Here is a 25,685-nt window from a genome sequence, read left to right on the forward strand (position 1 = left end):
CTGCCTTGAGTGGTGCTGAAGGATCCTAGGTATTCAGGCAAGTTGCCGCGGCCACGGCAACTTCGCCGGTGCTGGGTGAAATCCGTACTGCAAAAGAGGCTAGGGTGCGGTAACGGCTGCCGCGGAAAACGCCTAGACTGTTCACTACAACGTGAGACATCTTGAGGATTATAGTGTGGACTAAGTGGTAATCTAGTCCGACAGTCGGCGACGCTGTCGAGTTGTGCTTAAAGGGAAACCGCCGAAACGGCGACGTTTGGGTGCGCGACTGGGAAAACCTACTGGACCTAAGCCACAGCGTTTACTCAAGATGTTGCCACCCACTCTCACTACTACATATGGAGACATGATGAAGAAATCTTCGAAGTCGAAATCCAATTATAAATTTATTGTGTTTATCGCCGCACTGACTTTACCTATCAGTGCGGTTTTCGATACATCCACCATTTTTCTCAATTCGACGACCTGGTACATCGGTGCGATAATTGTGATTGGTATTGTCTTTATCGGCGCGTTGTTCGACATGATTGGCATGGCGGCTGCGGCCGCTCGTGAAACCCCTTTTCACGCGATGGCCTCTAAGCGCGTGTATGGCGCGCGAAGGGCCATCAGCATTGTTCGAAATGCCGAAAAGGTCTCTAGTATCTGCAGTGATGTCATTGGAGATATCGCCGGGGTACTCAGTGGTGCGGGTGCGCTGGCTGTGAGTGTACAATTGTTGCAGTCGATTCATGCGTCCGGTTGGAAGGATGAAGCTGTGAAAATCGCCATTACGGCTGTAATTACATCGTTAACTGTCGGCGGGAAGGCGATTGGCAAGACTGTGGCGATTCATTCTCCGACGCCCATTATATTGATGGCAGCCCGAATTTGGGAAACCGTGTCCTTTGTGGACCGCCGTGTACAGCGGCGAAAAAAGTGAGGCGAACATCAGATGAATTTACTGGATGAAATTAAGCAACCTGAGCAGTTAAAGCATTTGACAACTTCCCAACTCGTGCGGCTGGCAGAAGAAGTACGGGCATTTCTCGTCGAATCGGTATCAAAGACGGGCGGTCATTTTGGTGCAAACCTGGGGGTCGTCGAACTGACTTTGGCCCTACATCGCGTATTTGACAGCCCGACCGATAAAATTGTGTGGGATGTTGGACATCAGGCCTATGTACATAAATTATTGACGGGTCGACGCCCTGGCTTTGCTTCCTTGCGGCAGTTTGGTGGGATGTCTGGATTCCCAAGGCGAGATGAAAGCGAGCACGACCAGTTTGGCGTGGGGCACGCCAGCACGTCGATATCCGCTGCACTGGGGATGGCCGTTGCGCGCGACTTGCAAAAGCAAAACCATCATGTTATCGCCGTCATTGGGGATGGCGCGTTGACTGGTGGCATGGCGATGGAGGCACTGAATCACGCAGGCCATCTTGGCACAAATTTGTTGGTGGTGCTCAATGACAACGAGATGTCTATCTCGGAAAACGTCGGGGCCGTGTCCAAATACCTGACCAAGCTGCGTTCAGATCCGGCGTATGCCAGGGCGAAAGCCGATTTGGAGCAAATTCTTCGCCGCCTTCCGGCGATTGGCAATCGATTGACGAATACCTTGGAACGCTTGAAGGACAGCATGCGGAATTTGATTGTGCCAGGACAGTTTTTTGAGGCGTTTGGCTTTCGCTACCTAGGGCCGGTCGATGGGCATGATTTACCGACGATGATTCGCACGTTGGAAGATGCGAAGCGTCTCAAAGGCCCCGTCTTGTTGCATGTCATAACGCAGAAGGGCAAGGGTTACGCGTCGGCAGAACAGGCGCACGACAAATGGCACGCTTGGCCGACGCCGAAGGGGGACAAGTCGGTCAAATCCTATAGCCAGGTGTTTGCCGATACGCTGTGCGAACTCGCGGCCAAAGATCCGCGCATTGTCGCTGTGTCGGCGGCCATGCTGCCAGGGACAGGACTCACGTCGTTTCAGGCGGCATTTCCTGAACGGTGTTTTGATGTCGGTATCGCTGAACAGCACGCGACGACATTTTGTGCAGGACTCGCGACGCAAGGCATGCGGCCCGTGTTTGCCGTGTACTCCACCTTCCTGCAGCGCGCGTATGATCAGTTGATTCACGATGTCGCGATTCAGAATTTACCGGTGGTGTTCGCTGTTGACCGCGCTGGACTCGTCGGTGCAGACGGCGAAACGCATCAAGGCGCATTCGACGTTTCGTACATCCGCACATTGCCCAATGTCACCATCATGATGCCGAAGGATGCCGTTGAATTGCGGCAGATGATTCACACGGCGTTCACCATCGACGGGCCGTGTGTGGTTCGCTATCCACGCGCGGACACGCCGCCGTTTGATGTTGCGGGATCCATGACACCATTGCCTATCGGTCGGGCGGAGGTCGTACGGGACGGATCAGATGTGGCGATATTCGCTCTCGGCCCGATGGTGAGCGTCGCGCAACAAGCCGCGCAGCAACTGAGTGACGCGCACGGTGTGGCTGCGAAAGTTATCAATTTGCGTTTTGTAAAACCTTTGGATGCGGCACTCGTGCTCGAGTGTGGTCGGCAGATGCCGATTGTCAGCGTCGAGGAAGCGTCGGTGCCGGGGGGGGTCGGGTCTGCCATCTTAGAAGTGTTGGCGCAACATGACGTCCTGACGCCAGTGCATTGTCTCGGCTTGCCTGATGCGTTTATACCGCATGGCAGTCGCAAAGAATTGCTAGAGTCGATTGGCCTGACGGTCGACGGGGTGGTTGCCGGTTGCCTTCAGGTTTTACAGGCCACGAAGACAGACGCACAAGCGACGGTGGAGAAATAATGGCCCACATGCGGTTAGATGTGTTGCTCCACAGTCGTGGAATATATTCGAGTCGGGAGGCGGCGAGGCGGGCGATTATGGCCGGTCTCGTCAAAGTGGGCGGCGTGCGCGCGGACAAGCCTGGGACCAAAGTGAAAGAGGACGTCGTTATCGACGTCGATAAGCCCTTGCATCAGTTTGTCTCCCGCGGTGGGATGAAATTGCAGCAAGCGTTGGATGACTTCGCCGTCGACGTCTCGGGCTGTGTGGCGATTGACGTCGGAGCCTCCACGGGCGGCTTTACCGACTGCCTGCTGCAACATGGCGCGTCCCTTGTCTACGCCGTCGACGTCGGGTATGGACAACTCGCGTGGACCCTGCGAAACGACCCGCGCGTCGTGGTGATGGAACGGACGAACTTCCGCCATGTAGATGAGACGTTGTTTGATCCAAAACCGCGGGTTGCGGTGATGGATGTTTCCTTCATCTCGACGAAGTTATTGTTCCCGAAGCTCGCATCGATTTCAACGCCCAAGGCTGATGTGTTCAGCCTCGTCAAGCCGCAATTTGAAGCGGGGCGTGGCGCGGTTGGAAAGGGCGGGATTGTGCGTGATCCGAAGGTTCATTTGCAGGTACTTCTGGACATGCTGGATCATGTCACGTCCATCGGTTGGTCCTGCCACGGGCTTACGTATTCCCCAATATCCGGTGGGGATGGGAATATCGAGTTTTTGGCTTGGTGGAAGATGGAGCACAGTGCGTCGGCGACAGATTGGCGCACTGTGGCGAAATCTGTGGTCATAGATGCATGGCAGGCACTTCAAGGGGAACAAGTGGAAGACCAACTCGCTCCTCGCACCTGAGGGACAATCATGTGACAAGACAGGACGACGAATCCGTGATTGCGGCAGTAGGGCTGTTTGGCGCATTTTGGTGTATGTGGTGTGTTGCAAAATCCCTTGTCGGGGCGTGGCCGCGAAAGCAGAAGGAGGCTTCCCTGGATGGGCTTTTGCAGCGCGGCTTGCAGTGGCTCATGGACAACGGGTACGACGTGTTGAAAGTGGAAAAGACTGCAAAGTATACAGGGTACATCGATGAATGTTCAATTGGTTATCAAGAGGCTGCCGACTTTATTGCGCGAAAGAATGGTCGTGAGTACGCTGTGATTGTCGGTTTGGAGGACCTTTCACACGACGAGATCTGTCGGCGCTATTTTCCGCTATTTGCGATTCTCGATGTGCAGGAGTTGATTTTTCTCAATCTGCGCGACGAGTCCGTTCATTATGTCGACTTTCAGCTTCACCGGCCCAAGCGTTATTACGTTCGGCACTTGGTGTATCGGGGTCTTTGGTTCTCGGGCGGCATCCTGTTTGCTTTTGCTTTGCTGCATCGCACGTGATGGGAGGGGAAAGCCGTGCGGAAAATCGCACTTTTGTACAACCCAAGCAAGGAGCAAGCATGTTCCATCCGGGACGAGTTGAATCGTCTGTTGACCGACGGCGGTATTGCGGTGACCCATATCGCAGTCGATCACGCCACGAACATCCTGGCGGTCGACCCGGACATACGCTTTGTCGAATTGGCGATGGTCCTTGGCGGCGATGGCACGCTGCTGGGTATTGCGCGTCAACTTGCACCGTATCACATTCCTCTATTGGGTATCAATATCGGGCATTTAGGATTTCTGACAGAATCAGAACCATCGCAGTTGCGGCCGGCCGTCGCGCGGATTTTGCAAAATGAGTACAACCTCGAGCACCGCATGATGCTGGAGGCCGAAGTTGTTCGAAATGGGCAATCGCTCGCCAAGTTTTCCGCGTTGAACGAGGTCGGGACAGGCAAAGGCTCGTTTGCCCGGATGGTCACTGTAGACGTCCATGTGGACGACGTATATGTCGATACATATCGCGGAGATGGGGTCATTATTTCGACGCCGACGGGTTCTACCGCGTATTCACTGTCTTGTGGGGGGCCGATTGTCAGCCCGAATTTGCAAGTGATGGTGGTAACACCTGTTTGCCCGCACACATTGTTTTCGCGGCCTTGTGTGATTGATGCCAATCAAACGGTGCGGTTGACCGTACAGGCAAGTCATTCGGATTTAGGGATGACGGTGGATGGACAAGATGGCCTTCACCTGGTGAGCGGTGATGAGATTATCGTCAAACGAGCGCCATACGAAACGACGTTGGTGCGTTGGCCGGATCGCGAGTTTTTTGGGGTTCTGCGCAGCAAATTACATAATGGCAACGGCGACGGGCCAAGCACGGCGTAAAATGACCGTCGCGAGCGGGGTGATTCGATGTTGACCGAATTGTACGTGGAAAATTTTGTGCTGATTGATTCGTTGCGTTTACAGTTTGGGCGTGGCTTGCACGTGTTTACTGGCGAAACTGGCGCAGGTAAGTCATTGTTGCTGGATGCCACGCGACTCGTGTTAGGCGGGCGGGCGTCGGCGTCGACCGTTCAGCGCGGAGCAGATAACGCGTATGTCGAAGCGGTGTTTGAAGTGCCAGCCAAGACACTTGCCGCCAATCTGTTGGCAAACTGGGGAATCGGGACGGAAGATGGAACGGTCATCCTCTCGCGTACGCTTTATGCGAATGGTCGCACTACGTGCCGTGTCAATGGGCGGACGGTCACTGTCCAAATGCTGAAGTCACTCGGCGACGCGTTGGTTGAAATGCAGGGTCAACATGAATCACAGACGATGCTGACGATGCGTTATCAGCGTACGTTGCTGGATTTATACGGCAAACATGAGGATTTGGTCGACGCGGTGGCCCTGGCGTACCGTCAGGTTCGTCGCGCGCGCGAACAGCTTGCGAAAGCGCAGGTTAGTGAGCGGGAGCGGGCGCAGCAAATGGACATTTTACAGTTTCAAATCGCGGAAATTGAGGCGGCTGGCGTCGAGCCAGGTGAGGAAGAAGCACTGCGTGCTGAAAGACAGCGTTTGCTTGCATTTGCCAAACTGCAGACGCACATTGATGCCCTGTTGTCGGCGCTTGAAGATCCGCGCGTGGGGGCGATTGCTCAGCTTGCCGCGGCGTATGAGGAATCCGCTGTACTCTCTACAAAGGTTAGCGAATTATCCGGGATTGATGAAATGATCGCATCTGCGCGCGCCAATGTCGAAGAAGCTGCGTTTACGACGAATAAATTTGCGTCGCGATTGCATGTAGATCCGAATCGTTTGCAAGAGATTGAGGATCGATTGGCCAATATTCGCGCGTTAACGCGCAAGTATGGGCCAACTTTGGATGAGGTCTTTGTGCACTTGGCCACCAGTAAAGAGGCACTGCAAGAACTGGTGAAACACGAAGAGACGATTGCGGCTTACGAAGACGAGGTACGGGTCGCAGAGAATCACTACGTCGAATTGGCAGGTCGCCTGACGATGGCCCGGGAGCGCGCTGCAAAACGTCTACAGGCAGAAGTGCAGGCTCGTTTGCACGAGTTGCACATGGTAGACGCTCAATTTGTCGTGTCGGTGGAACGGCGTCCGGACGAGTGGTCGGAAGATGGTCAGGACGTTGTCGACTTTTTGTTTAGTGGAAACCCTGGTGAGACGCTGGCGCCACTCCAAAAAGTTGCATCGGGCGGTGAATTATCGCGCACACTACTGGCGTTGAAGTTGGTGGTGGCGGATATTGACGAAGTGGAAACGCTCATCTTTGATGAAATCGATGCGGGTGTCAGCGGCGATGCGGCGCTCCGGGTTGCGCAAATGCTCCGCACACTTGGCAGAGATCGGCAAGTGCTTTGTGTGACGCACTCCGCGCAGGTGGCAGCTGCCGGCCATGCGCATTTTCAAATTGTCAAGGAGACGCTGGCGGGACGGGCGAAGACGACTGTCGGCAAATTGGGAAGTACCGCTCGCAAAGAGGAGATTGGGCGGCTTCTTGGGGCTGGCGTTTCCGATGACACAGCGCTTCGGCATGCGCAAGCGCTGTTGGAAAGCTTCCGAAAGGACACCATGGCCCACACGTAGGTGGGAGCTTTTTTGCATTATAAGACGGCTCCCTACGGGTACCTTAGGACTACGTTCTGAGGTTGCGTCAAGGGGGGAAGGCAACATGGCTGGTCGCCTGCGCACGATTCGGTTTATTGGACTACTTGCGATTGCTGTTACATGTTTTACACCCGCTGTACAGAAAATGGCTTCCACGCCGACGGAAGTCAACCTGGTTTCCGGCGACACTGTCGCTGTCCCGACGGATGATACACATACGTCGAATTCATCGTCGACTCATTTCTCCACTCAGACGGCATCCTCGACGTTGACCGTCACGTCCACGAGCCCCGGAGATACGGATATCTTCGGCAAGTATTTTGGCATGATCCCATGGAAGACACACGTTCATGCCGAACCCGCAGCGCGCGTGATTGTAGGCGGGCAGGCAGTGGGCATTCGCATTCAAAGTCACGGTCCAGTCGTCGTTGGCTTTCGCCGGCTGACGGACGGATCATCCCCTTGTGCCAGCGCCCACATGCAAGTGGGGGACCGTATTGTCTCCATCAATCATCAGCATATTGAGACAGCGGCAGACTTGCAACAAGCGCTTCGAAAACAGGCACAAGCGGTTCATCTGACAGTCGTTCGCGGAAATAGTGTCAAAGAAATTCAGGTATCCTTTAAGGATCCTGGCGTACACCAGCTTGGTCTATACGTCAGAGATCGGACGATAGGTGTTGGAACGTTGACATTTTACGATCCGCTACATCACACGTTCGGCGCCCTCGGGCATCTGATTACAGATGCCGATACCGGTAAACCTGTCGTCGGGCGTGGAGGATTGTATCCGGCGGCGATTACGGGATTGCAGCCAGGTGCGGCGGGGTCGCCAGGGGAAAAACGAGGTACGTTCTCTTCCGCGAGTACACCGCTCGGACACATTGACGTAAATACACCGTACGGCGTATTTGGGTCAATGTTGCAGCCGCCGGCACGCACATCGGTTCCCGGTGTCATCGATGTCGCTTTACCCGAGCAGGTACATGTTGGACCGGCCAAACTGTATACTGTGGTGCATGGCCAACAAGTCGAGGCGTTTGACGTGCAAATTGACAATGTCGCACGGCAGCCGTCACCCGCTACGAAAAGTATGATTGTCCGCGTCACAGACCCTCGCCTCCTCCATCAGACCGGCGGTATTATTCAGGGGATGAGTGGTAGTCCACTCGTTCAAGACAACCGTTTGATTGGTGCGGTTACGCACGTATTCGTTTCGGACCCAACGCGCGGATACGCGGTATACGCGATGTGGATGTTGAAACAGACCGAGCATTTGACAGATAACACCTCATCTTCTTCCGTCACTTTTATCCATCGTCGAAATTACGCGGTATGAAAATGATGTGTGTGTAATAAACTGGTATTTGTGACGACGAAGAGTCATCGCCGAGATGGCTCTTTGTCGAATTATGTTGAATCAGACGGGATACTCACGAAAAGTATTACATAGATTTGGCAGGAGTGGCGCCCCAATCGTCGAATCCTATAGACTGTTAGATGTACGTCAGGGAGGGAGTCTGTCTGTGTCGTTAATGAAGGTGTTACTCGCGGACGATAATCATGAATTTGCTGACTTGCTTGGTGAATTCATTTCATCACAGCCAGATATGGAGCTGTGTGGAATCGCGTATAATGGGAATGATGTACTGAATTTGGTTCGGGATACTCAGCCAGACGTCCTTGTACTCGATATCATCATGCCAGTCCTCGACGGCATTGGCGCGCTTGAACGCTTAGGTGACGCTGGTGGCAAAATGCCGAAGGTGATTATGTTGACAGCGTTCGGTCAAGAGACCGTCACGCGGCGAGCGGTTGAACTTGGTGTCTCATATTTTATCTTAAAGCCATTCGATATGCCGCTTCTAGCCGACAGAATTCGCCAAGTGGCGCAAGGCCATGCCGCACCTGTCGCAGCTACGCAGCAACAGTACAACCCAGTCTATTCGGCCTCTTCCAACAGTACGCAGACGCCGCCGCGGCGTTCGGTGGATGCTCAGATAACGCAAATTATCCACGAAATTGGGGTTCCGGCGCACATTAAAGGATATCATTACCTCCGTGAGGCGATTGGCATTGTTTATGATGATGTAGAAATTCTCGGGTCTATCACGAAGATTTTATACCCACGTATCGCGGATAGGTATAAAACTACACCGTCACGCGTCGAGCGCGCCATTCGCCATTCAATTGAGGTGGCATGGGGCCGTGGGAACATGGACGCCATCCGTAAGGTGTTTGGGTATACTGTGAGTGCGTCCAAGACAAAGCCGACGAATTCAGAATTTATTGCGATGATTGCGGATAAACTTCGGATGGAGCATCGCGTTAGCTCCTAATTTGGTTGCACGCGTGACGCTATTTTAGATAACCTTGGATACATTGGGGCGCGAGACGATTCCTCGTGTCGAATTCCTAAAAAACCTCCCAATGTGCGGGAGGTTTTTTAGGGCACTTGGGTGTAGCCTTCGCCGCAAAATTACCATCGCATCGCAGGTCTTCGGCATCCAACATGCGGCATATCTAATCTTTGTTGGCGCCTTCACACCATTTATCGGCCCACGATTGAATGGCAGCTAAAGCAGGCGTTAAGTCTTCACCTTTGTCTGTGAGTTTGTACTCGATACGAACCGGCGTCTCAGGATATACCGTACGCAGTACAATACACTTTTCCTCGAGTTCTTTGAGGCGCTCGGTCAGCATTCGCGCACTCATACCTGGTATGATTTCTTGTATTTCAGAAAAGCGTTTTGCTCCGTCCATCAGCGCGCGAATAATCAGACCCGTCCATCGCCGCCCCAGTAAACTAAATGCTTCTTCGAATTTTGGACACATCGTTTGTAACTGCATTTCGACTCATCTCCATGTGTTTATTTTAGCATGACCTCTTGACAGATGTAACTCATACATTGCAACTGTATAGTGGTTATTCGTGCGCCGTCACGGGCGGATGATATCGTGTTGTCTCGCTCGAGAAATGTGCTGTTTTTCATCGCCTGTTTCGGGCAAAATAGATGGTGAATCGTTTTTTTACAAATGGGGTGTCCACGTGAAAGATTTAGATTGGGATGCTGTAGGGCGTTCCGACGTGTTTGCTGAAGAGGTGACGGATGAGTCTGGCAAAGCCGTTGCCTTAGCGGGAATTGATATTGATTTGTTGAAATTTGAACGAGATGATGACGGGGAATTGGTAATCATGGATGGAGAAGTCGGTCTTGACGACATGCGTACAGTGGTCACGGTTCGGGCGTGGCTCGACGAACAACAGGAGTTGGACGTGGAGATACTCTATCACGAAGACGATGCAGAATGGTTGGATAACAATGAAGATATCCAAGGTGAAATTCAAGGGGCCATTCAAGACTTGACCCAGTATTTTCTCGGCGAAACGACCTAACTGGGCGCCTGTTGAGCCGTGCGATAGGATGCGAGCAGACGCATGGCGGTTGATGATGGGTCTGCTCGCAAGTTTTTGCAACTCCGTTAGGATTGCAGCGCGTTTACTGAACGTTTTCGCTTTGTGTTTTCGTGATGCCGTTTGTTTCTTCGTCGGGACACCATACAGCCTAGTATCAGGACAATTGAGATGCCACACCAAATCCAAATCGTGTCGTCGAAATAGATGATTGCGACGCATGCCGACCAAAGGGCGGAGACGGCGAACATGGCAAGCGCCACCCATCGGTTCCAGAAGACAAGTCCCGCCCCAAGCAGGGCAGTGAACGCCACAATCAGCTCCGCCACGCCGGTTGCGGCTAGCTGAGGAATGTCGTTTACGGCGCCTGCGCGCGCTATCCATAGGCCACTGATGACAAGATACGCTCCGCATAGCGCAGCGATAATACAAATCGCTGTCCTCATTTCGTCACATCCTTCTTCATTCGAGGCTATCAGCCGTCTGATCTTCGACAATTTCTTGGAATGCCTTTGATGTAAAACTATGAATCTCGCGCGCAGTTTATGTCCAATTTCGTAGACTTCATAAAATCGGCGCCGGCGGTGTAGTGAAACGGTTTCGTCTGTGAGAACCTGGTTGATATAATGGCAACAGGGCAATTTAATACAGGAAAGAAGGTCCTTTATCGATGGGTGCACCACACACGCTCGAAGGTTGGTATGTGTATCACGAATTTCGGTCAATCCGTTGGGATAAATGGAAAGCGTTGAGCGCTGCGCAACAACAAGTTATCTTGCGGGAATGGAGCCATTTCGCAGATGAACAGCGCAAAGTTCAAGCTGAGCGGCAAGGAAGCTATGGCCAGTTTGTGATTGCTGGCGGCAAGGCGGACTTATTGATTATCCATATGCGTCCGACAATCGAAGCATTGAGCGAACTCAAGGCTCAGATGGCGCGCACGCGCTTGTTTGATGTGAGCCAATCTACATATTCCTACATCTCGGTGGTAGAGTTGGGGGGCTACAACGCGAGACCGGGTGTCGACATCGAGCAAGATGAAGCCTTACAGGCTCGGTTAAAGCCGGAAATGCCAACACATTCACACGTCTGCTTCTACCCAATGAACAAACGTCGTCTCGGCGCTGACAACTGGTTTATGCTCAGTGAAGCGGAGCGGCGGGAATTTATGAAGGCGCACGGTATGATTGGGCGCCAGTACGCGGGCATTGTCAAACAGATCATCAGTGGCTCCGTCGGCTTGGACGATTGGGAGTGGGGTGTCACTTTGTTTGCCAATGACCCACTTCAGTTTAAGAAACTGGTGTACGAGATGCGTTTTGATGAATCCAGTGCGCGATTTGCGGAGTTTGGTCCTTTTTATGTCGGACATCAAGTCGACGATACTGCACTTGGCGCCTGGCTGACGGGTACGCGGGCGGAATCCTAACGATTCGCCTGCGTTTTGCACAATAACCCTCAAGCTCGTGCGAACCGTTTGAATATTTAGCTCTTCTCGTGCAATTCGTGGTAACGTGGAGAGTGAATTGAGAGAGTGAATTGATGGAAGTGATTACGATGCTTGAGGGGGCGAGGTACTTTGGGACTGAGCGTATTGTCAATTGATGAAATGGTAGCCTCGGTGGAACAGGACGTCATTGCGTGGCGACGGTATTTACACGAGCATCCCGAGATATCGTTCCAGGAGGTTGCGACGGCGCAGTTCGTGTATGATTTGTTGTCCACATTTCCAAATCTGACATTGACCAGACCTACGAAGACGAGTGTTATCGCGCGTTTGGTCGGTGCTCGACCGGGAAAGGTGTTGGCTTTGCGCGCAGATATGGATGCGCTGCCGATAGAAGAGGAGAACGACGTACCATATCGCTCCAAAAACCCTGGGGCCATGCATGCGTGCGGTCACGATGGACATACCGCAATGCTACTCGGTGCGGCAAAAATCCTCGCACAACACCAGGCGGACATCGCCGGAGAAATTGTGTTTGTCTTTCAACATGCGGAAGAACTGTTGCCGGGCGGTGCGGCAGAGTTGGTTGAAAAAGGTGTATTGCGCGGTGTCGATGCGGTTGTCGGTCAACACCTTTGGCAACCTGTGCCGTCTCAGACGATTGGGTTGCGCGCGGGTGCGCTGATGGCGGCGCCAGACACTTTTTACATTACCATCATCGGCAAAGGTGGACACGCCGCGCAGCCTCATTTCAATGTCGATCCCATTGCGATTGGCGCACAAGTCGTGACCAATTTGCAGCATGTGGCGTCGCGTTTGACAGATCCGCTTGAACCTTTTGTCCTCAGTGTCACGAAGTTTGTCGGGGGCACGGCGGATAACGTTATTCCCGGATCTGTGGAGATGTGTGGTACGGTTCGCACATTTAAAGACGAACTGCGAGATGAGGCGGCTGTATGGATGGAGCGTATCATACGCGGTGTTACCGAGGCACACGGTGCGGCTTATCAATTTGTTTATGAAAAAGGGTATCGGCCAGTCGTCAATGATGAACAGGTGACGGCGTTTGTTCGCGAGGTACTGGAAGAAGCGTTTGGCGAAGATGTCGTCATGCCGACGGTACCGACCATGGGTGGAGAAGATTTTTCGGCGTATCAGACGGTTGCGCCGGGCACATTTTTCTTTACGGGGATTCAAAACGAGGAAAAGGGCATTATCTACCCACACCATCACCCGCGCTTTGACATCGATGAGGACGCTTTGCGCGTGGGTGTCAAAGCGTTCGTGGCAATCGGGTTAAGGTTTGGCGACAGAGATTAATTTGCCTAGTCACTATACTATCTGATAACGGTTGGGTTGGCTGAGAAGCCACCCTGCCGTATTTTTTTGTCAAGATGTTGATTTCGTTAAAAAAACACGACAGTACGACAATTGGTCGCGAGATGTTACGGGCGTTTGCCCCATTCCCGTTATGCTTGCACCACATAAGCTACACCAGATTCCTGCGAGGGGGTGTCGAGATGTACGGAGCATTTGGTGGGTACACCCGTTGGGCCGTTGTATTCCTCATTATCTTCGTGCTGTTTATCCTGTTGGTTCCTTATGCAGCACCGACCACAGCTTGCTAATGACAAGTATGGGGGACTGGCTTTGGTGTGCGGTCCCGCACGCCAAAGCCTATTCTTGCCGAATCAATATGCCTTCTGGTTGGATATCGTACAGTCGTTCACCGTGTATCGTCAGCCATTTTCGGTGTTGGTCGTAGTTTGGCATCATCGCTCGGACGAGGGCCCAAAACCGCGGACCGTGGTTCATTTCCGTCAAGTGTGCCAGTTCGTGGATGATGACGTACGATTGAACCGCTTGGGGCGCTTGGATGAGGCGCCAGTTTAAATTGATATTCCCCTTGCTCGAACAACTCCCCCATCGACGTTTTTGCTCTTTAATGACAATTTGCTTAGGAAGGCAGTGAAATTCTCTTGCCAAATCCTGCGCGAGCGCGCGTAAGCGCGTTTTTGCAAGTATGCGCAACCAGGTGTACACGGCATTGTGAAGTTGCCCATTTTGCAAAGCATCTGGTATGAGAATTTGCCTGCTAGCAACCGCCCATTCGATGACCTGGTTTGTGTGATGCGCTTTTAGGATGCAATTTTGTCCATACAGCCAGATGGTGTCGCCCGCTTGAATGGGGCGCATGATTCGTTTGGTCGCCGTGTTGAGCATGTCGAGAATCCAGTTCTGGTGCCGGTCAATGACTTGTTCAATTACGCGTTGAGAGATGTGTTTGGGAGCGCTCACCTGTAAAACACCGTCAACCACACGCAAAATGACGCGCACCTGACGAGCGCGCGCAGGCGTGCGCTGATAGTGAATGCTGGTTCCGTCAGAGAGGGTGATATATGTCAATCCACTAGCCTTCTTCCTCATGTCTTGCGCGACATCCCGATAACTCATCCCGATAACTCGTACGTATTCGCCAAACTTGTCGGTGTCTGAGGCATAACTGTGTACGTGTGGCACAGACTACATGGCAATAAGCCATTAGAAACGGAGTGTACGCCATGAAGGTCCGTACCTTATGTGCTGTTGCCATCACCAGTGCGCTGCTCGTGGGATGCGGGCACCCGGATAATGACAGCGCCAACCGACAAGCGGCTATGGCCAGCCAGGAGTTGCCGTCCTCGATTGCGGACAAGCCCGCACAGTTGCAGCTTCCCCACTGGCAGAACCGAGTTAATCCACATTTTGACGTGCGAAATAAAAATGGGCAAGTGATTTTTTATTCAGACGACAAATTGTGGAATGGGCACATCATGAATTTGTATTACGTTCCCCGCGACAACGTGGTCGCTCATAACGGGGAGTACAGTTTGCGTTCCACTGCGCCGTTGCAGCGCATCGCTACCACGCACATGGAAAAGGACCAGACATGGTCTGTTGCCTGGAACATCAAAGGGCATGAACTGCCGAAGGTGTTCTATGTATTAGCGAGGACCGATGTCAACCAGACGACGATTGAGAAGGTGACGTGGCACCAGCACGCGCTGCGTATCTCGGGCGGAGACAGTCCTGTGCAATAACGTTTGCATGTTGGATTCGGTCAATCTATCTATCTTGTCGGCGTGCCCACAAAGCGATTGCGACAGAACCCCCAGGCGATTGGGGGTTCTGTCGATGTATCTATACTTAAATTAGTTTCGTGGCGGAAATTTGGCCCACATGATGTCGAACAGCATGCCGCCGATGAACGCCATGAGAATGGAAATGACGGTCCGGTAGACGGTGAACCGCATACCCAAAAACGGCAATTCGGCGGGAAGCCTTGTGACGGAGACCAATTGCCACGACGTCATGAAGGCGAAAACTGCGCCTGGCGTTGCGTTTGCGGCAAGCAAGCCCGCGGCTAATGGGTACATGGCCCAGCGCGATCCCGTTCCGAAAGCCCCCAGTACCGCAGCGATGAAGATGCCCAAGATTCCCGATTCGGCGCCGAATAGGCGGGCGACGAGGGCGGGATCGACCAATTCCGAAATCAGGCCGGCTGTGAACATGGAAACGACAATCCAAGGCGTTGATTGCAACAGCATTTCCAGCGACGATTCTAATCCGTCGGCGGCGACACCTGGCCGGATGAGTGCCAGCGCCAGATAGGCGATGAGTGTTGCGCCACCGAGATATATCAACGTTTTCTCCATGTGCACCCCTCGCCGTTTAGGAGAGTGTGTCGCGCAGTGCGCTCACGACCGACGACCACGTTTGTTTGTCGGACCAGTCAAGCGACCAGACGGCCACACCCGCAAGTCCATTTTCGTTCACCAGTGACAAGTCGTCCGTATAGGTCTTAGCCGTGGGGTACCACATTTCCATGTACCCATCGGCCTGTGGCTGGCGCGTATACATTAAATCTAGTTGCTGATTAAATGAGCCGGTCCCTGCGTGATAGTCGTCCAGTGCGCTCTTGATACTGTCGTCGCTCACACCAACGGCTTTATCGGCAACGTGTCCATCTTTGTAGACGTGCCACAGACGCGTATAAAAGGGCATACCGAGCACCAATTTGTCCGTCGGGACGCCTGTGTCCAATAAATCGTTGACCGATTGTGTGACCCACGGCAGGTCGGCGACAGGACCCGGGTCACTGTCCCCGTCCCAGTGTTCGTCATAGGCCATCAAGACCATTTCGTCGACGTCGTCAGACAGCCCGGCGTGGAAAAACGCGGCGCTGTCGTTAAACGGTTCGATGTCTGGCGCGACGTCCACCGACAAATTGATGCCTTCGGGCGATAGCGTGTCATGCAATTGTTTCATGAACGCAGTAAACGCGTCTCGGTCGGCTGCCGCGACGTTCTCAAAATCGACGTTGATGCCATCTAAATGATAGAGTTTCGCTTGGTAATTCAGTTCGTCGATGAGATTGTTGCGGGCTTTGGGGTTTGTCAGTACAGCGTGCGTCAGACTGGCACTATAGTTGTTGTCGACGAGAACCCAAACTTTGATGTGATGCTCGTGCGCGTATTTCACGACATCTGGCAGCACTTGGCCTGAGATGTTCCCCGAGGCGTCACTCAATCTGAACCACTGTGGCGATGCGACGTTGATTCCAGGGTTGTCTTTAAGCATTTGGATGCACGCGGAGGTCGACGTCGATGCGAGCCAACCCATAGCGATTTTATTGGTGGAAGCGGCCCACGTCGTGATGGATTGAATTAAGGCGGACTGCCCACCGGTACTCGCAGCGGCTTGCGTCTGTGTTTCCGGTAGTTCTGCCGTCAACATCGTCAAAGGGTCCGTAAAAGGCAAGTGTAAGGTGCTGCTGACTGCGCGCAGAAGGGTTGGATTGGCAGTCGCCTCGTCTTTGACGTAGTCGGTGGTGCCAATGAGTTGACTGAGCTCTACGTCGGCCAGTTTTGTGGCCTCCAGTGTGGAGATGCGGCGGAGATCTGGTTGGCCGAACATGCAGAGTACAGCGCCGAAGCAACCGGCGGCGAGGATCATCAGCGCGACGGTTGCTGCGACGAATTGTGCGGCGGCGTGGCGTAGTTTGTGGGGGTTCATTCCGGTCAGCGCTCCTCGACTCAAGATTTTCTACGAGTCTATGAAGGAGCTGACGGAATTAGAAGATTCGTAGTCTAGATTTTATCGACATCGGTGCTTTGTGCGTTCGCTTGCCAGACTGAATCGCCGTCGACATAGACTTCCTTTTTCCAGATAGCGACCTCTTTTTTCAATCGCTCAATCAGCAGGCTGGCTGCTTCAAATGCCTGCTTGCGGTGCGGGCTTGAAGCGCCGCAAATGACCGCGATGTCGAGCGGCGTAAGTTTGCCGATACGGTGCCATTGGAGTGTTGTGATACCCGGAAATTGTCGCTCGATGTCTTGTTGAATTTGATGCATTTGCGACAGTGCCATCGAATCGTACGCTTCATAGGACAAATAAAGCGTCTGCTTATCGCGCGTCCATTCGCGCACGGTACCGACGAAGAGGACGGTGCCGCCATGGTTGACGTCCTCCAATTCGCGATACGCGTCCTCCACGACGAGCGGCAGTGGCGAAATGCGCAGGCGGGTGTTCTCCTCTAAGCCTGGCGATCCGCCACCAACCGGCGGCAATAGTGCGATTTCGTCGGTCTCCTGAAGTACCGTTTGTGCAGGGACTAGCACTTGATTGACAGCAACCATGACTTTTTCTAGGGAAGGCTTCGCCTCTGGGTACGCTTCACAAAGAATGGACAACAGCTGAGCCACTGTCGTTCCGTTGGGGACCGTTAGCGTGAGTTCACGTGTTTGAAAGTGTTCGCGTACATTGGCAAACAGTACGATGCGTAGTTGCAAGTTGAGTCACCTCATGACAGAGTAGTGGCTGTATACATACCGGTTACAGGGAGGAACAGTGTATGTCATCAGAAGCCGGATTTACACATTTTACGCAAGATGGTCGACCTGTGATGGTCGACGTCTCCGATAAACCATCGACGAAGCGGGTAGCTGTTGCGCAGGCGCGCGTGCGCATGCAATCTACCACGCATGAAGCTATTGTACATCAAGCGGTGCGCAAAGGGGACGTGCTGGCAATCGCCCAACTCGCTGGGATTATGGCGGCGAAAAAGACGTCGGAGCTCATTCCGCTGTGCCATCAGGTGCCCCTTCATCACGTTGCCCTTGATTTAACATTTGAAGACGTGGGGACATCAGAGGATGGCCTAGAAGCTGTGTTGGTCATTGAGGCGCAAGTCGATACAGCCTATCAAACAGGTGTGGAGATGGAGGCCCTGACAGCTGCTAGTGTGGCGGCGCTCACAGTGTATGACATGTGTAAGGCGCTAGACCGGGCGATGGTGGTCGAGCAGGTCAGGTTGCTATATAAGGACGGCGGTAAGAGTGGCGTCTTTCAGACACCAGAAAAGGCGTGATTAAAAGGCGTAACACGACATTCTAAATCTTCTTTCTATCTGTCGATTCTGTGATGGTACCGTTTTGATTGATTGCTTGCACTTGTCTTTTCCTAGAGCTAGTAAATCAAGTATGATAATGATGGCACGTAGATCGTTCGCTCTAGGGGGAATTGGGATGGAGATATTTTCGTACCTCGGCAAATACGATTATGAACAATTGGTTTTTTGCAATGACGAGGCATCTGGCTTGAAAGCGATTATCGCAATCCACGACACCACACTTGGGCCTGCTTTGGGCGGATGCCGGATGTGGACATACGCGCGCGAGGACGACGCGATTCTCGACGCCCTCCGTTTGGCGCGCGGAATGACCTACAAAGCTGCCGTCTCGGGACTCAATCTCGGCGGGGGCAAAACGGTTATCATGGGCAATCCGAAGACAGATAAATCCGAAGCGATGTTCCGAGCACTTGGGCGTTTCATTCAGGGATTGGGCGGACGATATATCACTGCTGAGGATGTCGGCACAGATGTGCACGATATGGATTTGATTCACATGGAAACGAACTATGTCACAGGCATTTCGCAAGCCTATGGCTCCAGTGGGAATCCGTCACCGGTCACCGCATTTGGCGTATTCAGAGGCATGCAAGCGACGGCGAAAGCTGCGTTTGGCACAGATGACTTGGCAGGACGCCTTGTGGCCATTCAAGGACTTGGCAGCGTCGGCATGCAATTGGCGAGACACATCAAGAATGCGGGTGGGGAACTGATTGTCGCAGACATCAATGAAGATTCCGTACGCCGCGCGGTCGATGAACTCGGCGCTAAGGCAGTGACCGTCAAAGATATATTCGAAGTCGAATGCGACATTTTCGCGCCGTGCGCTTTAGGTGCCGTCATCAACGATGAGACGATTGACAAGCTCCGCTGCCAAGCTGTCGCTGGCTCGGCGAACAATCAATTGGCGGAGGAGAAGCACGGCGACGCGTTGCATCGCAAAGGCGTGGCGTATGCACCTGATTATGTGATTAATGCGGGTGGATTGATGAACGTCGCCGATGAATTAGAGGGGTACAACGCGGATAGGGCGCATGCCAAGGTCGACAACATTTACAACATCATCAGCAACATCTTTGCGATGTCTGCGAAAGACAACATTCCAAGCTATTTAGCAGCTGACAGACTCGCTGAACAGCGCATTGCACAGATGCGCAACGTGCGCAGCAACTATCTGCGCGATGAGAAATCACTTCATCGTTAAGCTATTTCCTCAGGCGGCCCCGACACTGGCGGTTAGGCGTTTTGTCTCACGCTGGGCGGTGGTCGCCTGACTTTGTTCTCGTACCCGGACTTTTGTACAATACGATTAAGGGGATTTCGATACTAGGCCACTTCATGCGCGTGGCAAAACCAATTTACTGTTTAGGATGATGCGTGTATGTCGCAATCAAAATTGCAGGAAAAGCAGAAAGCAAAGGCTCGGATGATGGAGGCGCAGAAGTTGTCGCGCCCAGACTGGCTGAAGATTAAAGCGAAGACGGGCGAGAACTATAAATCTCTGAAGGAGATTATGCGAACCCAGTCTTTACATACCGTTTGCGAAGAGGCCCAGTGCCCAAACATTTTTGATTGTTGGGAACAGCGCACTGCTACGTTCATGATTCTCGGCGATATTTGCACGCGTGCATGTCGATTCTGTGCGGTCAATACAGGGCGTCCTACAGAGTTGGATTTGCGTGAGCCCAAGCGGGTGGCGGATGCGGTGGTTGCGATGAATTTGCAACACGTCGTGGTTACCAGTGTCGCGAGAGACGACCTCGCGGATGGGGGCGCTTCGGTTTTTGCAGCGACAATTCGAGAGATTCGCAAACGTGTTCCGGCGTGTGGGATTGAAGTTTTGATTCCCGATTTCGGAGGCAATTGGGATGCATTAAAGGTCGTTATGGATGCGTCTCCGGATATTTTGAACCACAACGTTGAAACCGTTCGTCGGTTGTCCGATAGGGTGCGTTCGCGCGCGAAGTACGACCGCACGCTAGAGCTGTTGCGGCAAGCTAAACGGATGCGCCCGGACATCCGCACTAAGTCCAGTATCATGGTGGGACTTGGCGAAACGATTGACGAAGTCTATGAGACGATGGACGACTTGCGCGCGGTGGGGGTCGATATCGTTACGATTGGTCAGTATTTGCAGCCATCGGAGAAACATTTGTTAGTGGAAAAATTCTACACGCCGACAGAATTCCTTCGGATGCGCGGTGAGGGACTCAAACGCGGATTTGCTCATGTGGAAGCTGGTCCGATGGTTCGGAGTTCGTATCACGCGCATGAACAGGTGTTGCGGGCGGATGGCAAACCGCTGCAATCGCTTCAGGGCGAAGAACGTCAGACGCACTTGAACAATCAAGCGTCAGCCCAGGCGTCGCAAGCGTGAGGAGGTGTTCTGGTGGCCACGGCAGTTCAATGGATTCAACTTGGACATTTGCACTACGATGACGCGCTGGACATTCAACTCAAGCGGGCACAAGCGCTTCTCGAAGGTGAGGATGACCGCCAGACGGTTTATACGGTAGAGCATCCGCCGACTATCACCATTGGCCGAAATGGGAGTATGGAGAATGTGCTGGCGGACGAATCGTTTCTCAGCGAGCATGGGTTTACGATTCGAGAGGTAGATCGGGGTGGCGACGTCACATATCACGGGCCAGGGCAGTTGGTGGTCTATCCTGTGTTGCATTTGGCACCGTGGGGCAACGATGTGAAGCGGTACGTTCGCAATCTCGAAGAAGCGGTGATTCGCGCGTTGGCTGAGGTCGGCATCCAAGGGGCGCGAGATGAGGCGTATCCAGGTGTTTGGGTCGGTGACGCAAAGATCTGTGCCGTCGGTGCGCGGGTGAAAAAGCGTCATTCGGGTGAATTTGTTACGTATCACGGTATTGCGCTTAACGTGGATACGGACTTGAGTCATTTCCAGACGATTGTACCATGTGGCATCGCAGATAGAGATGTGACTTCCTTGTCGCGCGAATTAGGGCGGCCAGCAGATCTCCTTGATTGGGAGACGAGGCTGAAACGGGCGTTCTTTGACGTCTTTGAGTTTGAGGCGTAAGGTCGTGTGCACAATGGTGGACGGAACTGTAACGCACAGGAAGCGGCGTAGGCACACCGGATCAGACTCTGGTGTGCCTCTCTGTTTATGTTCGATAAACACGTGTTACTTACAAACCGCTGTGGGTAGACTGAGGATGTATCTTGTGATAGGAGTGTATCAGATTGAATCGAGATGTCGTAGAACACTTGTTTTTATCCCTTGTACAAATTGATAGCCATTCTCTCCACGAAGGGGCCATGGCCGAGCGCTGCCGAAAGGAACTGGTTGATTTGGGCTTTCACGTGGTGGAGGACGAAGCCGGAACGGCGCTCGGCGGGGAAACCGGGAACCTGATTGCCGTTTTACCTGGCTCGCCTGACCGACCGAAGGTCTTGTTGGCGGCCCACATGGATACGGTACAGCCCGGACAAGGCGTTCGCCCGCGCGTGGATGAAGCGGGTGTCGTATGGAGCGATGGAACGACAGTGCTTGGCGCGGACGACAAAGCGGGGATTACAGCGATTTTCACAGCACTGAGGGAAATTCGAGAACGTGGCATTGAACATGGGCAAATTCAAGTGGTCTTGACCATTGGTGAAGAAATTGGGTTGCAAGGTGCCAAACAGTTGTCTCGGGCGCATTTAGATGCGGATTTTGGGTTGTCGCTCGATTCCAGCGGGGAGATAGGGACCATCGCGATTGCTGGGCCTGGTCAGGCAAAATTTGAGGCTACGATTACGGGCGTGCGTGCGCATGCGGGCGTCGCCCCGGAAAAGGGGATTAGTGCCATCAAAGTAGCGGCTACAGCCGTTTCAAACATGCCGCACGGTCGGATTGACGATGAAACCACCGCGAACATTGGCAGTTTCGTCGGACAGGGACCAACGAATGTGGTGGCCGACAAAGTGACGATTGTGGGCGAGGCACGCAGTCGCAACCCGGAGAAATTATCCCGCGTGATGTCGCAAATTGAGTCGGCATTTGAGGAAGCGGCTAGAAGTGCAGGTGCACAAGTCGCATTTCAGCATCAGGTCATGTACGAAGGATTCGACTTTCCAGAAACGGCGCCATTGCGCCAACGTATCGAGCGCGCGATGGAGCTTGCGGGCTTTACGCCGAAGCCGGTAAAAGTGGGTGGAGGCAGCGACGCAAACGTGATACAGACGCTGGGCGTCCCGATTCTCAATATTGGGATTGGCTACGAAGATATTCACTCCACGAACGAACACATTGCACTACAGAACATCATCGACGCGGCGAAAGTAGCGGTACAGTTTTGTGCGCTCCCGTGATTGTCGTGGAATAGATAGGTAATCAAAACGACGGCGAAACATAGGATGCACTGTTCTGGAAAACACTACCCCCCGTAAATGAATTCCGCGGGGGGATGAAGGGTGCAGAAGACGACATCACTACGCACTACGCCTCGGCAAAAGACGATGGGTATGCCCGTTCAAGCTAAGGCGACGATGCGTCTGGCCGAGTTGATTTTGGTCGGCGTCGGCGGGATTATCGGGGCTGGGTTCTTTCTTGGTAGCGGTTTGCCAATCCGCACAGCAGGTCCTGCTGTAATGATTTCCTTTTTAATGGGTGGACTCATCACGGCTCAAGTCGTCGGTGCACTGTCGTCAGTTGCGATGGATCACCCAGTCGAAGGCGCCTTTAAAGTGTATGCCGACATGTACTTAGGCCGTTTCCTTGGGTACATGCAGGGATGGACGTATTATTTAACCAGCATCTTGACGATTGCGAGCGAGGCGGTGGCATCGGCCATTTTTGTTCGCGTCTGGTTGCCCGGCGCGCCACTGTGGGCGCTGTCCTCGGGCTTTGCGGCGATGATTATCCTGATGAATGCGTTTGGCGTTGCAAACTTTGGACGAATTGAATCGTTGATGAGTGTGATTAAGATTGCTGCGTTGGTCGGTTTCGCGGCGGTCATTCTCTTAATGCTGTTTGGTGTGCGGCCGCATACGCTCACAATTCCCGTGACGATGAGTACTGGTGGGGGTTTTTTCGCACATGGTGTGGGCGGCATCTTCCAATCAATGCTTATCGTCATTTTTTCGTTTGCTGGCATTGGCGTTTTCGCTACGGCGGCAGTTGAACTGAAGCATCCCAAGAAATTAGACACCGGTGCAATTGTGACAATCACGTGTTTGACGGTGTTGTATCTTTTGTCCATCGGAACGATGTTACTGGTCTTGCCTTATGAGCGGGTCAGCACGAATATTAGTCCATTTGTGCAGGCGCTACGGTATATTCACATGAACATCTTGGCGAATGTCTTGAATGCTGTGATTTTAGTTGCGGCCTTCAGCGTCATGGCTGGCGCTGTCTTCTCCGCCAACCAAATTTTGGCCAGTCTCGGTCAGAGTGGGGAAGCACCTCGATTGACCACGCGCACGAGTAAGCAGCGACATGTACAATACGGTGCTCTTTTGTTTACCGCGTTCGGCATTGCGATTTTTCTTACGCTCTCGTACGTGCTGCCGTCGAGCGTGTATAATTTCTTAGTGAGTGCGTCAAGTTTCTTGACCTTTTTTAATTACTTTATCATGTTGGCGACGTTTCTCGCGTGGCGGCGCCAAAGTAGACATAAACCCGTCTCGCGTTTGGCGTTTGGCCAACCAGTTGCGACGGTTTTGACGATGGCCGTGGTGGTGTTTCTCGCTGGTTATGCCTTGTTTCAGCGCGAACAACGACTTGGTTTTTATGCTTGTTTGGGGATGACCGCCTTCATTTCAATGGGTTACTTTTTTACCCACAAATTTCAGCGGCATCGTTTGGAACAAAACTGATGCGAGGAGTGTGTGTTTGTGACACAGCAAGAGCGCACGATACACGAAGAACATTTGTTCACCGGGCGGATGATTGAACTCAAAAAGTTGACCGTCGAGTTACCCAATGGTCGACAAAGCACACGTGAGGTTGTCGTGCACCCTGGGGCCGTCGCGATTCTCGCCGAGCCTGTACCGAATGAGGTGATTCTCGTTCGCCAATACCGCAAGGCGTGTGAGACGTCCTTGTGGGAAATTCCCGCTGGAAAATTGGAGCCAGGGGAGGAACCGATGGCCGCAGCTCGTCGTGAGTTGTCGGAGGAGACTGGCTACACGGCAGGTCGTTTGGAGAGAATTTATCAATTTTATACAAGTCCAGGTTTTGCAAATGAGAAATTGTACGTGTTTTACGCGAACGAACTTACAGCTGGAGAGGTTCATCTAGATGAGGATGAATTTGTAGAAACCCGACAATTCACGAGAGACGAGGCCACCGCGATGATGCAACGCGGCGAAATCGAGGACGCAAAGACCTTGGTTGCGCTCTTATGGTGGTGTCAGACACACCGGTGAACGAGGCCACGACTTTACACGAATATGACGCCGATTTTCACATCCATGTTGGCCGTGCGCTTGGCAAGCCCGTGAAAATTGCTGCAGGTGCTAGTTTGACGTTGGAGAATTTGCTCCATCATGCCGCATTCGTCAAAGGGCTCGACATCATCACAGTCATTGATGGCGTGTGTGACAACGTATTGGTTGAAGTAGACCGACTCACGCGGGTGGGCGAGCTCGCGTCCGTAGCCGGTGGTGGTTTGATGTATCGGGATCGGATGTTAGTGTTGCTCGGCGCTGAGGTGGAACTGGCAGGGCCCTCGGGAAACGCTGCTCATTTCGGGTGCTGGTTTGCGGATTACGAGCACGCGCGGGATTTTAATCAATGGTTAAAAACGGTGCAAAAGAATACACAGTTGTCTTCGCAGCGGGCGTGGACCGATGCGCTGACGCTGCAGACCGAAACTCATGCCCGCGAGGGCTTATTTATTGTCCACCACGCGTTTACGCCGTTCAAGGGATTACTTGGAAGTTGTGTTCGCCGCGTGGGGGACTTTCTCGATTTAGGGCGCGTGGATGCGTTGGAACTCGGATTGTCCTCGGATACGGAGATGGCCGACAGGTTGAGTGAATTGTCTCGTCTCACGTTTGTGACGAACTCTGATGCACATGGCGTCGCAAACATCGCCCGCGAATACAATCGGGTACAAATGGCCGCCTTGAACTTTCGCGAAGTTGCAAAAGTACTCAACCGCGTGGATGGTCGAGGCATTGCGGCGAATTACGGGTTGCATCCAGAGCAGGGAAAATATTATCGGACTCGCTGTCGCGCGTGTGACGAGTTCGTGCAGGCAGGCGGGTGTCGGTGTGGTACCACTTTGCATCATGTGTATGGCGTCAAGGATAGACTGGAAGACATTTGTGATTTACCGGATGCGGTGCACCCAGCACACCGCCCACCGTACTTTCACCACATCCCGTTGCTCGACATCCCTGGTTTGGGCCCCGGCGCCTACCGCAAACTGTTGGCTGCCTATGGGACAGAGTTGGCCGTCCGGCGCACGGCGGACGAATCGGGGTTGGTTGACGTCGTTGGGGAACGGCTGGGGCGCTCGATTGCCAGAGCACTAAACGGGGATATCCACTGGGAAGTGGGGGGCGCAGGGACGTACGGCAAGGTGATTTTATAGTCTACTTGGA

General features: G+C 53.1%; 26 protein-coding genes. 20 read left to right on the forward strand and 6 right to left on the reverse strand.

All coding sequences use genetic code 11. The features are described 5' to 3' along the window. The first annotated feature begins 346 nt into the window (after nucleotides 1-346). The 8 genes from J3482_RS02090 to spo0A all read left to right on the forward strand — a co-directional run bounded on the left by J3482_RS02090 (nucleotide 347) and on the right by spo0A (nucleotide 9,145). Nucleotides 347-922, forward strand: a complete 576-nt coding sequence (locus J3482_RS02090) for a CNNM metal transporter family protein (protein ID WP_223204105.1) — start codon at nucleotides 347-349, stop codon at nucleotides 920-922. Nucleotides 923-934: 12 nt separating this feature from the next. Next, a complete protein-coding gene (dxs, locus tag J3482_RS02095; protein WP_146822592.1) occupies nucleotides 935-2,815 on the forward strand; it encodes a 1-deoxy-D-xylulose-5-phosphate synthase in 1,881 nt (626 codons plus the stop codon). Further along, entirely contained in the window at nucleotides 2,815-3,657 is an 843-nt protein-coding gene (locus tag J3482_RS02100) for a TlyA family RNA methyltransferase (RefSeq protein WP_206921990.1), read from the forward strand. Before dxs ends, J3482_RS02100 begins: the two co-directional genes overlap by 1 nt. An 11-nt stretch (nucleotides 3,658-3,668) precedes the next feature. Then, on the forward strand, nucleotides 3,669-4,193 hold the full coding sequence (locus J3482_RS02105; protein WP_146822588.1) for an SAM domain-containing protein: 525 nt from the start codon (nucleotides 3,669-3,671) through the stop codon (nucleotides 4,191-4,193). Between the two features lie 15 nt (nucleotides 4,194-4,208). Beyond that, a complete protein-coding gene (locus J3482_RS02110; protein ID WP_146822586.1) occupies nucleotides 4,209-5,069 on the forward strand; it encodes an NAD(+)/NADH kinase in 861 nt (286 codons plus the stop codon). Between the two features lie 27 nt (nucleotides 5,070-5,096). Next, nucleotides 5,097-6,785, forward strand: coding sequence for a DNA repair protein RecN (gene recN / locus J3482_RS02115; protein ID WP_146822585.1), 1,689 nt, complete (start codon nucleotides 5,097-5,099; stop codon nucleotides 6,783-6,785). A gap of 85 nt (nucleotides 6,786-6,870) precedes the next feature. Further along, nucleotides 6,871-8,145 (forward strand): SpoIVB peptidase, encoded by a 1,275-nt coding sequence (gene spoIVB, locus J3482_RS02120; protein ID WP_206921991.1) that lies wholly within the window; start codon nucleotides 6,871-6,873, stop codon nucleotides 8,143-8,145. A 196-nt stretch (nucleotides 8,146-8,341) separates the two neighbouring features. Beyond that, nucleotides 8,342-9,145: a sporulation transcription factor Spo0A gene (gene spo0A / locus J3482_RS02125; RefSeq protein WP_146822782.1), complete on the forward strand. Its 804-nt coding sequence runs from the start codon at nucleotides 8,342-8,344 to the stop codon at nucleotides 9,143-9,145. Nucleotides 9,146-9,329: 184 nt separating this feature from the next. Here spo0A and J3482_RS02130 read toward each other — a convergent pair whose 3' ends face one another. Beyond that, nucleotides 9,330-9,656: a winged helix-turn-helix transcriptional regulator gene (locus J3482_RS02130; RefSeq protein ID WP_146822583.1), complete on the reverse strand. Its 327-nt coding sequence runs from the start codon at nucleotides 9,654-9,656 to the stop codon at nucleotides 9,330-9,332. 199 nt (nucleotides 9,657-9,855) lie between these two features. On the opposite strand from J3482_RS02130, the gene J3482_RS02135 reads away from it, so the two are divergent. Then, complete coding sequence (locus J3482_RS02135; protein WP_146822582.1) at nucleotides 9,856-10,203, forward strand: hypothetical protein; 348 nt, start codon at nucleotides 9,856-9,858, stop codon at nucleotides 10,201-10,203. 86 nt (nucleotides 10,204-10,289) lie between these two features. On the opposite strand, the gene J3482_RS02140 is transcribed toward J3482_RS02135, so the two are convergent. Beyond that, complete coding sequence (locus tag J3482_RS02140; protein ID WP_146822581.1) at nucleotides 10,290-10,667, reverse strand: hypothetical protein; 378 nt, start codon at nucleotides 10,665-10,667, stop codon at nucleotides 10,290-10,292. 224 nt (nucleotides 10,668-10,891) lie between these two features. Between J3482_RS02140 and hemQ the strand changes: the two genes are divergently transcribed. Both hemQ and J3482_RS02150 read left to right on the forward strand, forming a co-directional pair. Then, nucleotides 10,892-11,650, forward strand: a complete 759-nt coding sequence (hemQ, locus tag J3482_RS02145) for a hydrogen peroxide-dependent heme synthase (protein ID WP_146822580.1) — start codon at nucleotides 10,892-10,894, stop codon at nucleotides 11,648-11,650. A gap of 180 nt (nucleotides 11,651-11,830) precedes the next feature. Further along, nucleotides 11,831-12,988, forward strand: coding sequence for a M20 family metallopeptidase (locus J3482_RS02150; protein WP_236017806.1), 1,158 nt, complete (start codon nucleotides 11,831-11,833; stop codon nucleotides 12,986-12,988). Between the two features lie 357 nt (nucleotides 12,989-13,345). On the opposite strand, the gene J3482_RS02155 is transcribed toward J3482_RS02150, so the two are convergent. Then, nucleotides 13,346-14,122: a M48 family metallopeptidase gene (locus J3482_RS02155; RefSeq protein ID WP_206921992.1), complete on the reverse strand. Its 777-nt coding sequence runs from the start codon at nucleotides 14,120-14,122 to the stop codon at nucleotides 13,346-13,348. Between the two features lie 107 nt (nucleotides 14,123-14,229). Between J3482_RS02155 and J3482_RS02160 the strand changes: the two genes are divergently transcribed. Beyond that, the gene (locus tag J3482_RS02160) at nucleotides 14,230-14,748 is read left to right on the forward strand and encodes a hypothetical protein (protein ID WP_146822578.1); all 519 of its coding nucleotides are present in this window, start codon (nucleotides 14,230-14,232) and stop codon (nucleotides 14,746-14,748) included. 111 nt (nucleotides 14,749-14,859) lie between these two features. Here the strand turns inward: J3482_RS02160 and J3482_RS02165 are convergent, their stop codons facing one another. The 3 genes from J3482_RS02165 to moaD all read right to left on the reverse strand — a co-directional run bounded on the left by J3482_RS02165 (nucleotide 14,860) and on the right by moaD (nucleotide 17,499). Beyond that, nucleotides 14,860-15,363, reverse strand: a complete 504-nt coding sequence (locus tag J3482_RS02165; protein ID WP_146822577.1) for a permease — start codon at nucleotides 15,361-15,363, stop codon at nucleotides 14,860-14,862. A gap of 16 nt (nucleotides 15,364-15,379) precedes the next feature. Then, nucleotides 15,380-16,723 carry a glycosyl hydrolase family 18 protein gene (locus J3482_RS02170; RefSeq protein WP_146822576.1) on the reverse strand — a complete coding sequence of 448 codons (1,344 nt, stop codon included), beginning with the start codon at nucleotides 16,721-16,723 and terminating at the stop codon, nucleotides 15,380-15,382. 74 nt (nucleotides 16,724-16,797) lie between these two features. Continuing rightward, nucleotides 16,798-17,499 carry a molybdopterin converting factor subunit 1 gene (gene moaD, locus J3482_RS02175; RefSeq protein ID WP_146822575.1) on the reverse strand — a complete coding sequence of 234 codons (702 nt, stop codon included), beginning with the start codon at nucleotides 17,497-17,499 and terminating at the stop codon, nucleotides 16,798-16,800. Between the two features lie 62 nt (nucleotides 17,500-17,561). Between moaD and moaC the strand changes: the two genes are divergently transcribed. From moaC to J3482_RS02215, 8 genes are all read left to right on the forward strand, one after another. Next, on the forward strand, nucleotides 17,562-18,077 hold the full coding sequence (gene moaC / locus J3482_RS02180; protein WP_146822574.1) for a cyclic pyranopterin monophosphate synthase MoaC: 516 nt from the start codon (nucleotides 17,562-17,564) through the stop codon (nucleotides 18,075-18,077). Between the two features lie 157 nt (nucleotides 18,078-18,234). Beyond that, the gene (locus J3482_RS02185) at nucleotides 18,235-19,323 is read left to right on the forward strand and encodes a Leu/Phe/Val dehydrogenase (protein ID WP_146822573.1); all 1,089 of its coding nucleotides are present in this window, start codon (nucleotides 18,235-18,237) and stop codon (nucleotides 19,321-19,323) included. Nucleotides 19,324-19,500: 177 nt separating this feature from the next. Continuing rightward, entirely contained in the window at nucleotides 19,501-20,496 is a 996-nt protein-coding gene (gene lipA, locus J3482_RS02190) for a lipoyl synthase (RefSeq protein ID WP_146822572.1), read from the forward strand. 12 nt (nucleotides 20,497-20,508) lie between these two features. Beyond that, nucleotides 20,509-21,171 (forward strand): lipoyl(octanoyl) transferase LipB, encoded by a 663-nt coding sequence (gene lipB, locus J3482_RS02195; RefSeq protein ID WP_146822571.1) that lies wholly within the window; start codon nucleotides 20,509-20,511, stop codon nucleotides 21,169-21,171. 164 nt (nucleotides 21,172-21,335) lie between these two features. Continuing rightward, complete coding sequence (locus J3482_RS02200) at nucleotides 21,336-22,445, forward strand: M20/M25/M40 family metallo-hydrolase (RefSeq protein WP_188332215.1); 1,110 nt, start codon at nucleotides 21,336-21,338, stop codon at nucleotides 22,443-22,445. A 102-nt stretch (nucleotides 22,446-22,547) separates the two neighbouring features. Continuing rightward, nucleotides 22,548-23,951 (forward strand): amino acid permease, encoded by a 1,404-nt coding sequence (locus tag J3482_RS02205; protein WP_146822569.1) that lies wholly within the window; start codon nucleotides 22,548-22,550, stop codon nucleotides 23,949-23,951. 69 nt (nucleotides 23,952-24,020) lie between these two features. Beyond that, complete coding sequence (locus J3482_RS02210) at nucleotides 24,021-24,503, forward strand: NUDIX hydrolase (RefSeq protein WP_236017810.1); 483 nt, start codon at nucleotides 24,021-24,023, stop codon at nucleotides 24,501-24,503. Next, nucleotides 24,479-25,675 carry an endonuclease Q family protein gene (locus J3482_RS02215; protein WP_146822567.1) on the forward strand — a complete coding sequence of 399 codons (1,197 nt, stop codon included), beginning with the start codon at nucleotides 24,479-24,481 and terminating at the stop codon, nucleotides 25,673-25,675. The genes J3482_RS02210 and J3482_RS02215 overlap by 25 nt, the downstream gene beginning before the upstream one ends. Nucleotides 25,676-25,685 lie beyond the last annotated feature (10 nt).

Origin of the sequence: Alicyclobacillus suci, from assembly GCF_017329615.1 — a bacterium.
In the GTDB taxonomy this organism is placed as follows: Bacteria; Bacillota; Bacilli; order Alicyclobacillales; family Alicyclobacillaceae; genus Alicyclobacillus; species Alicyclobacillus suci.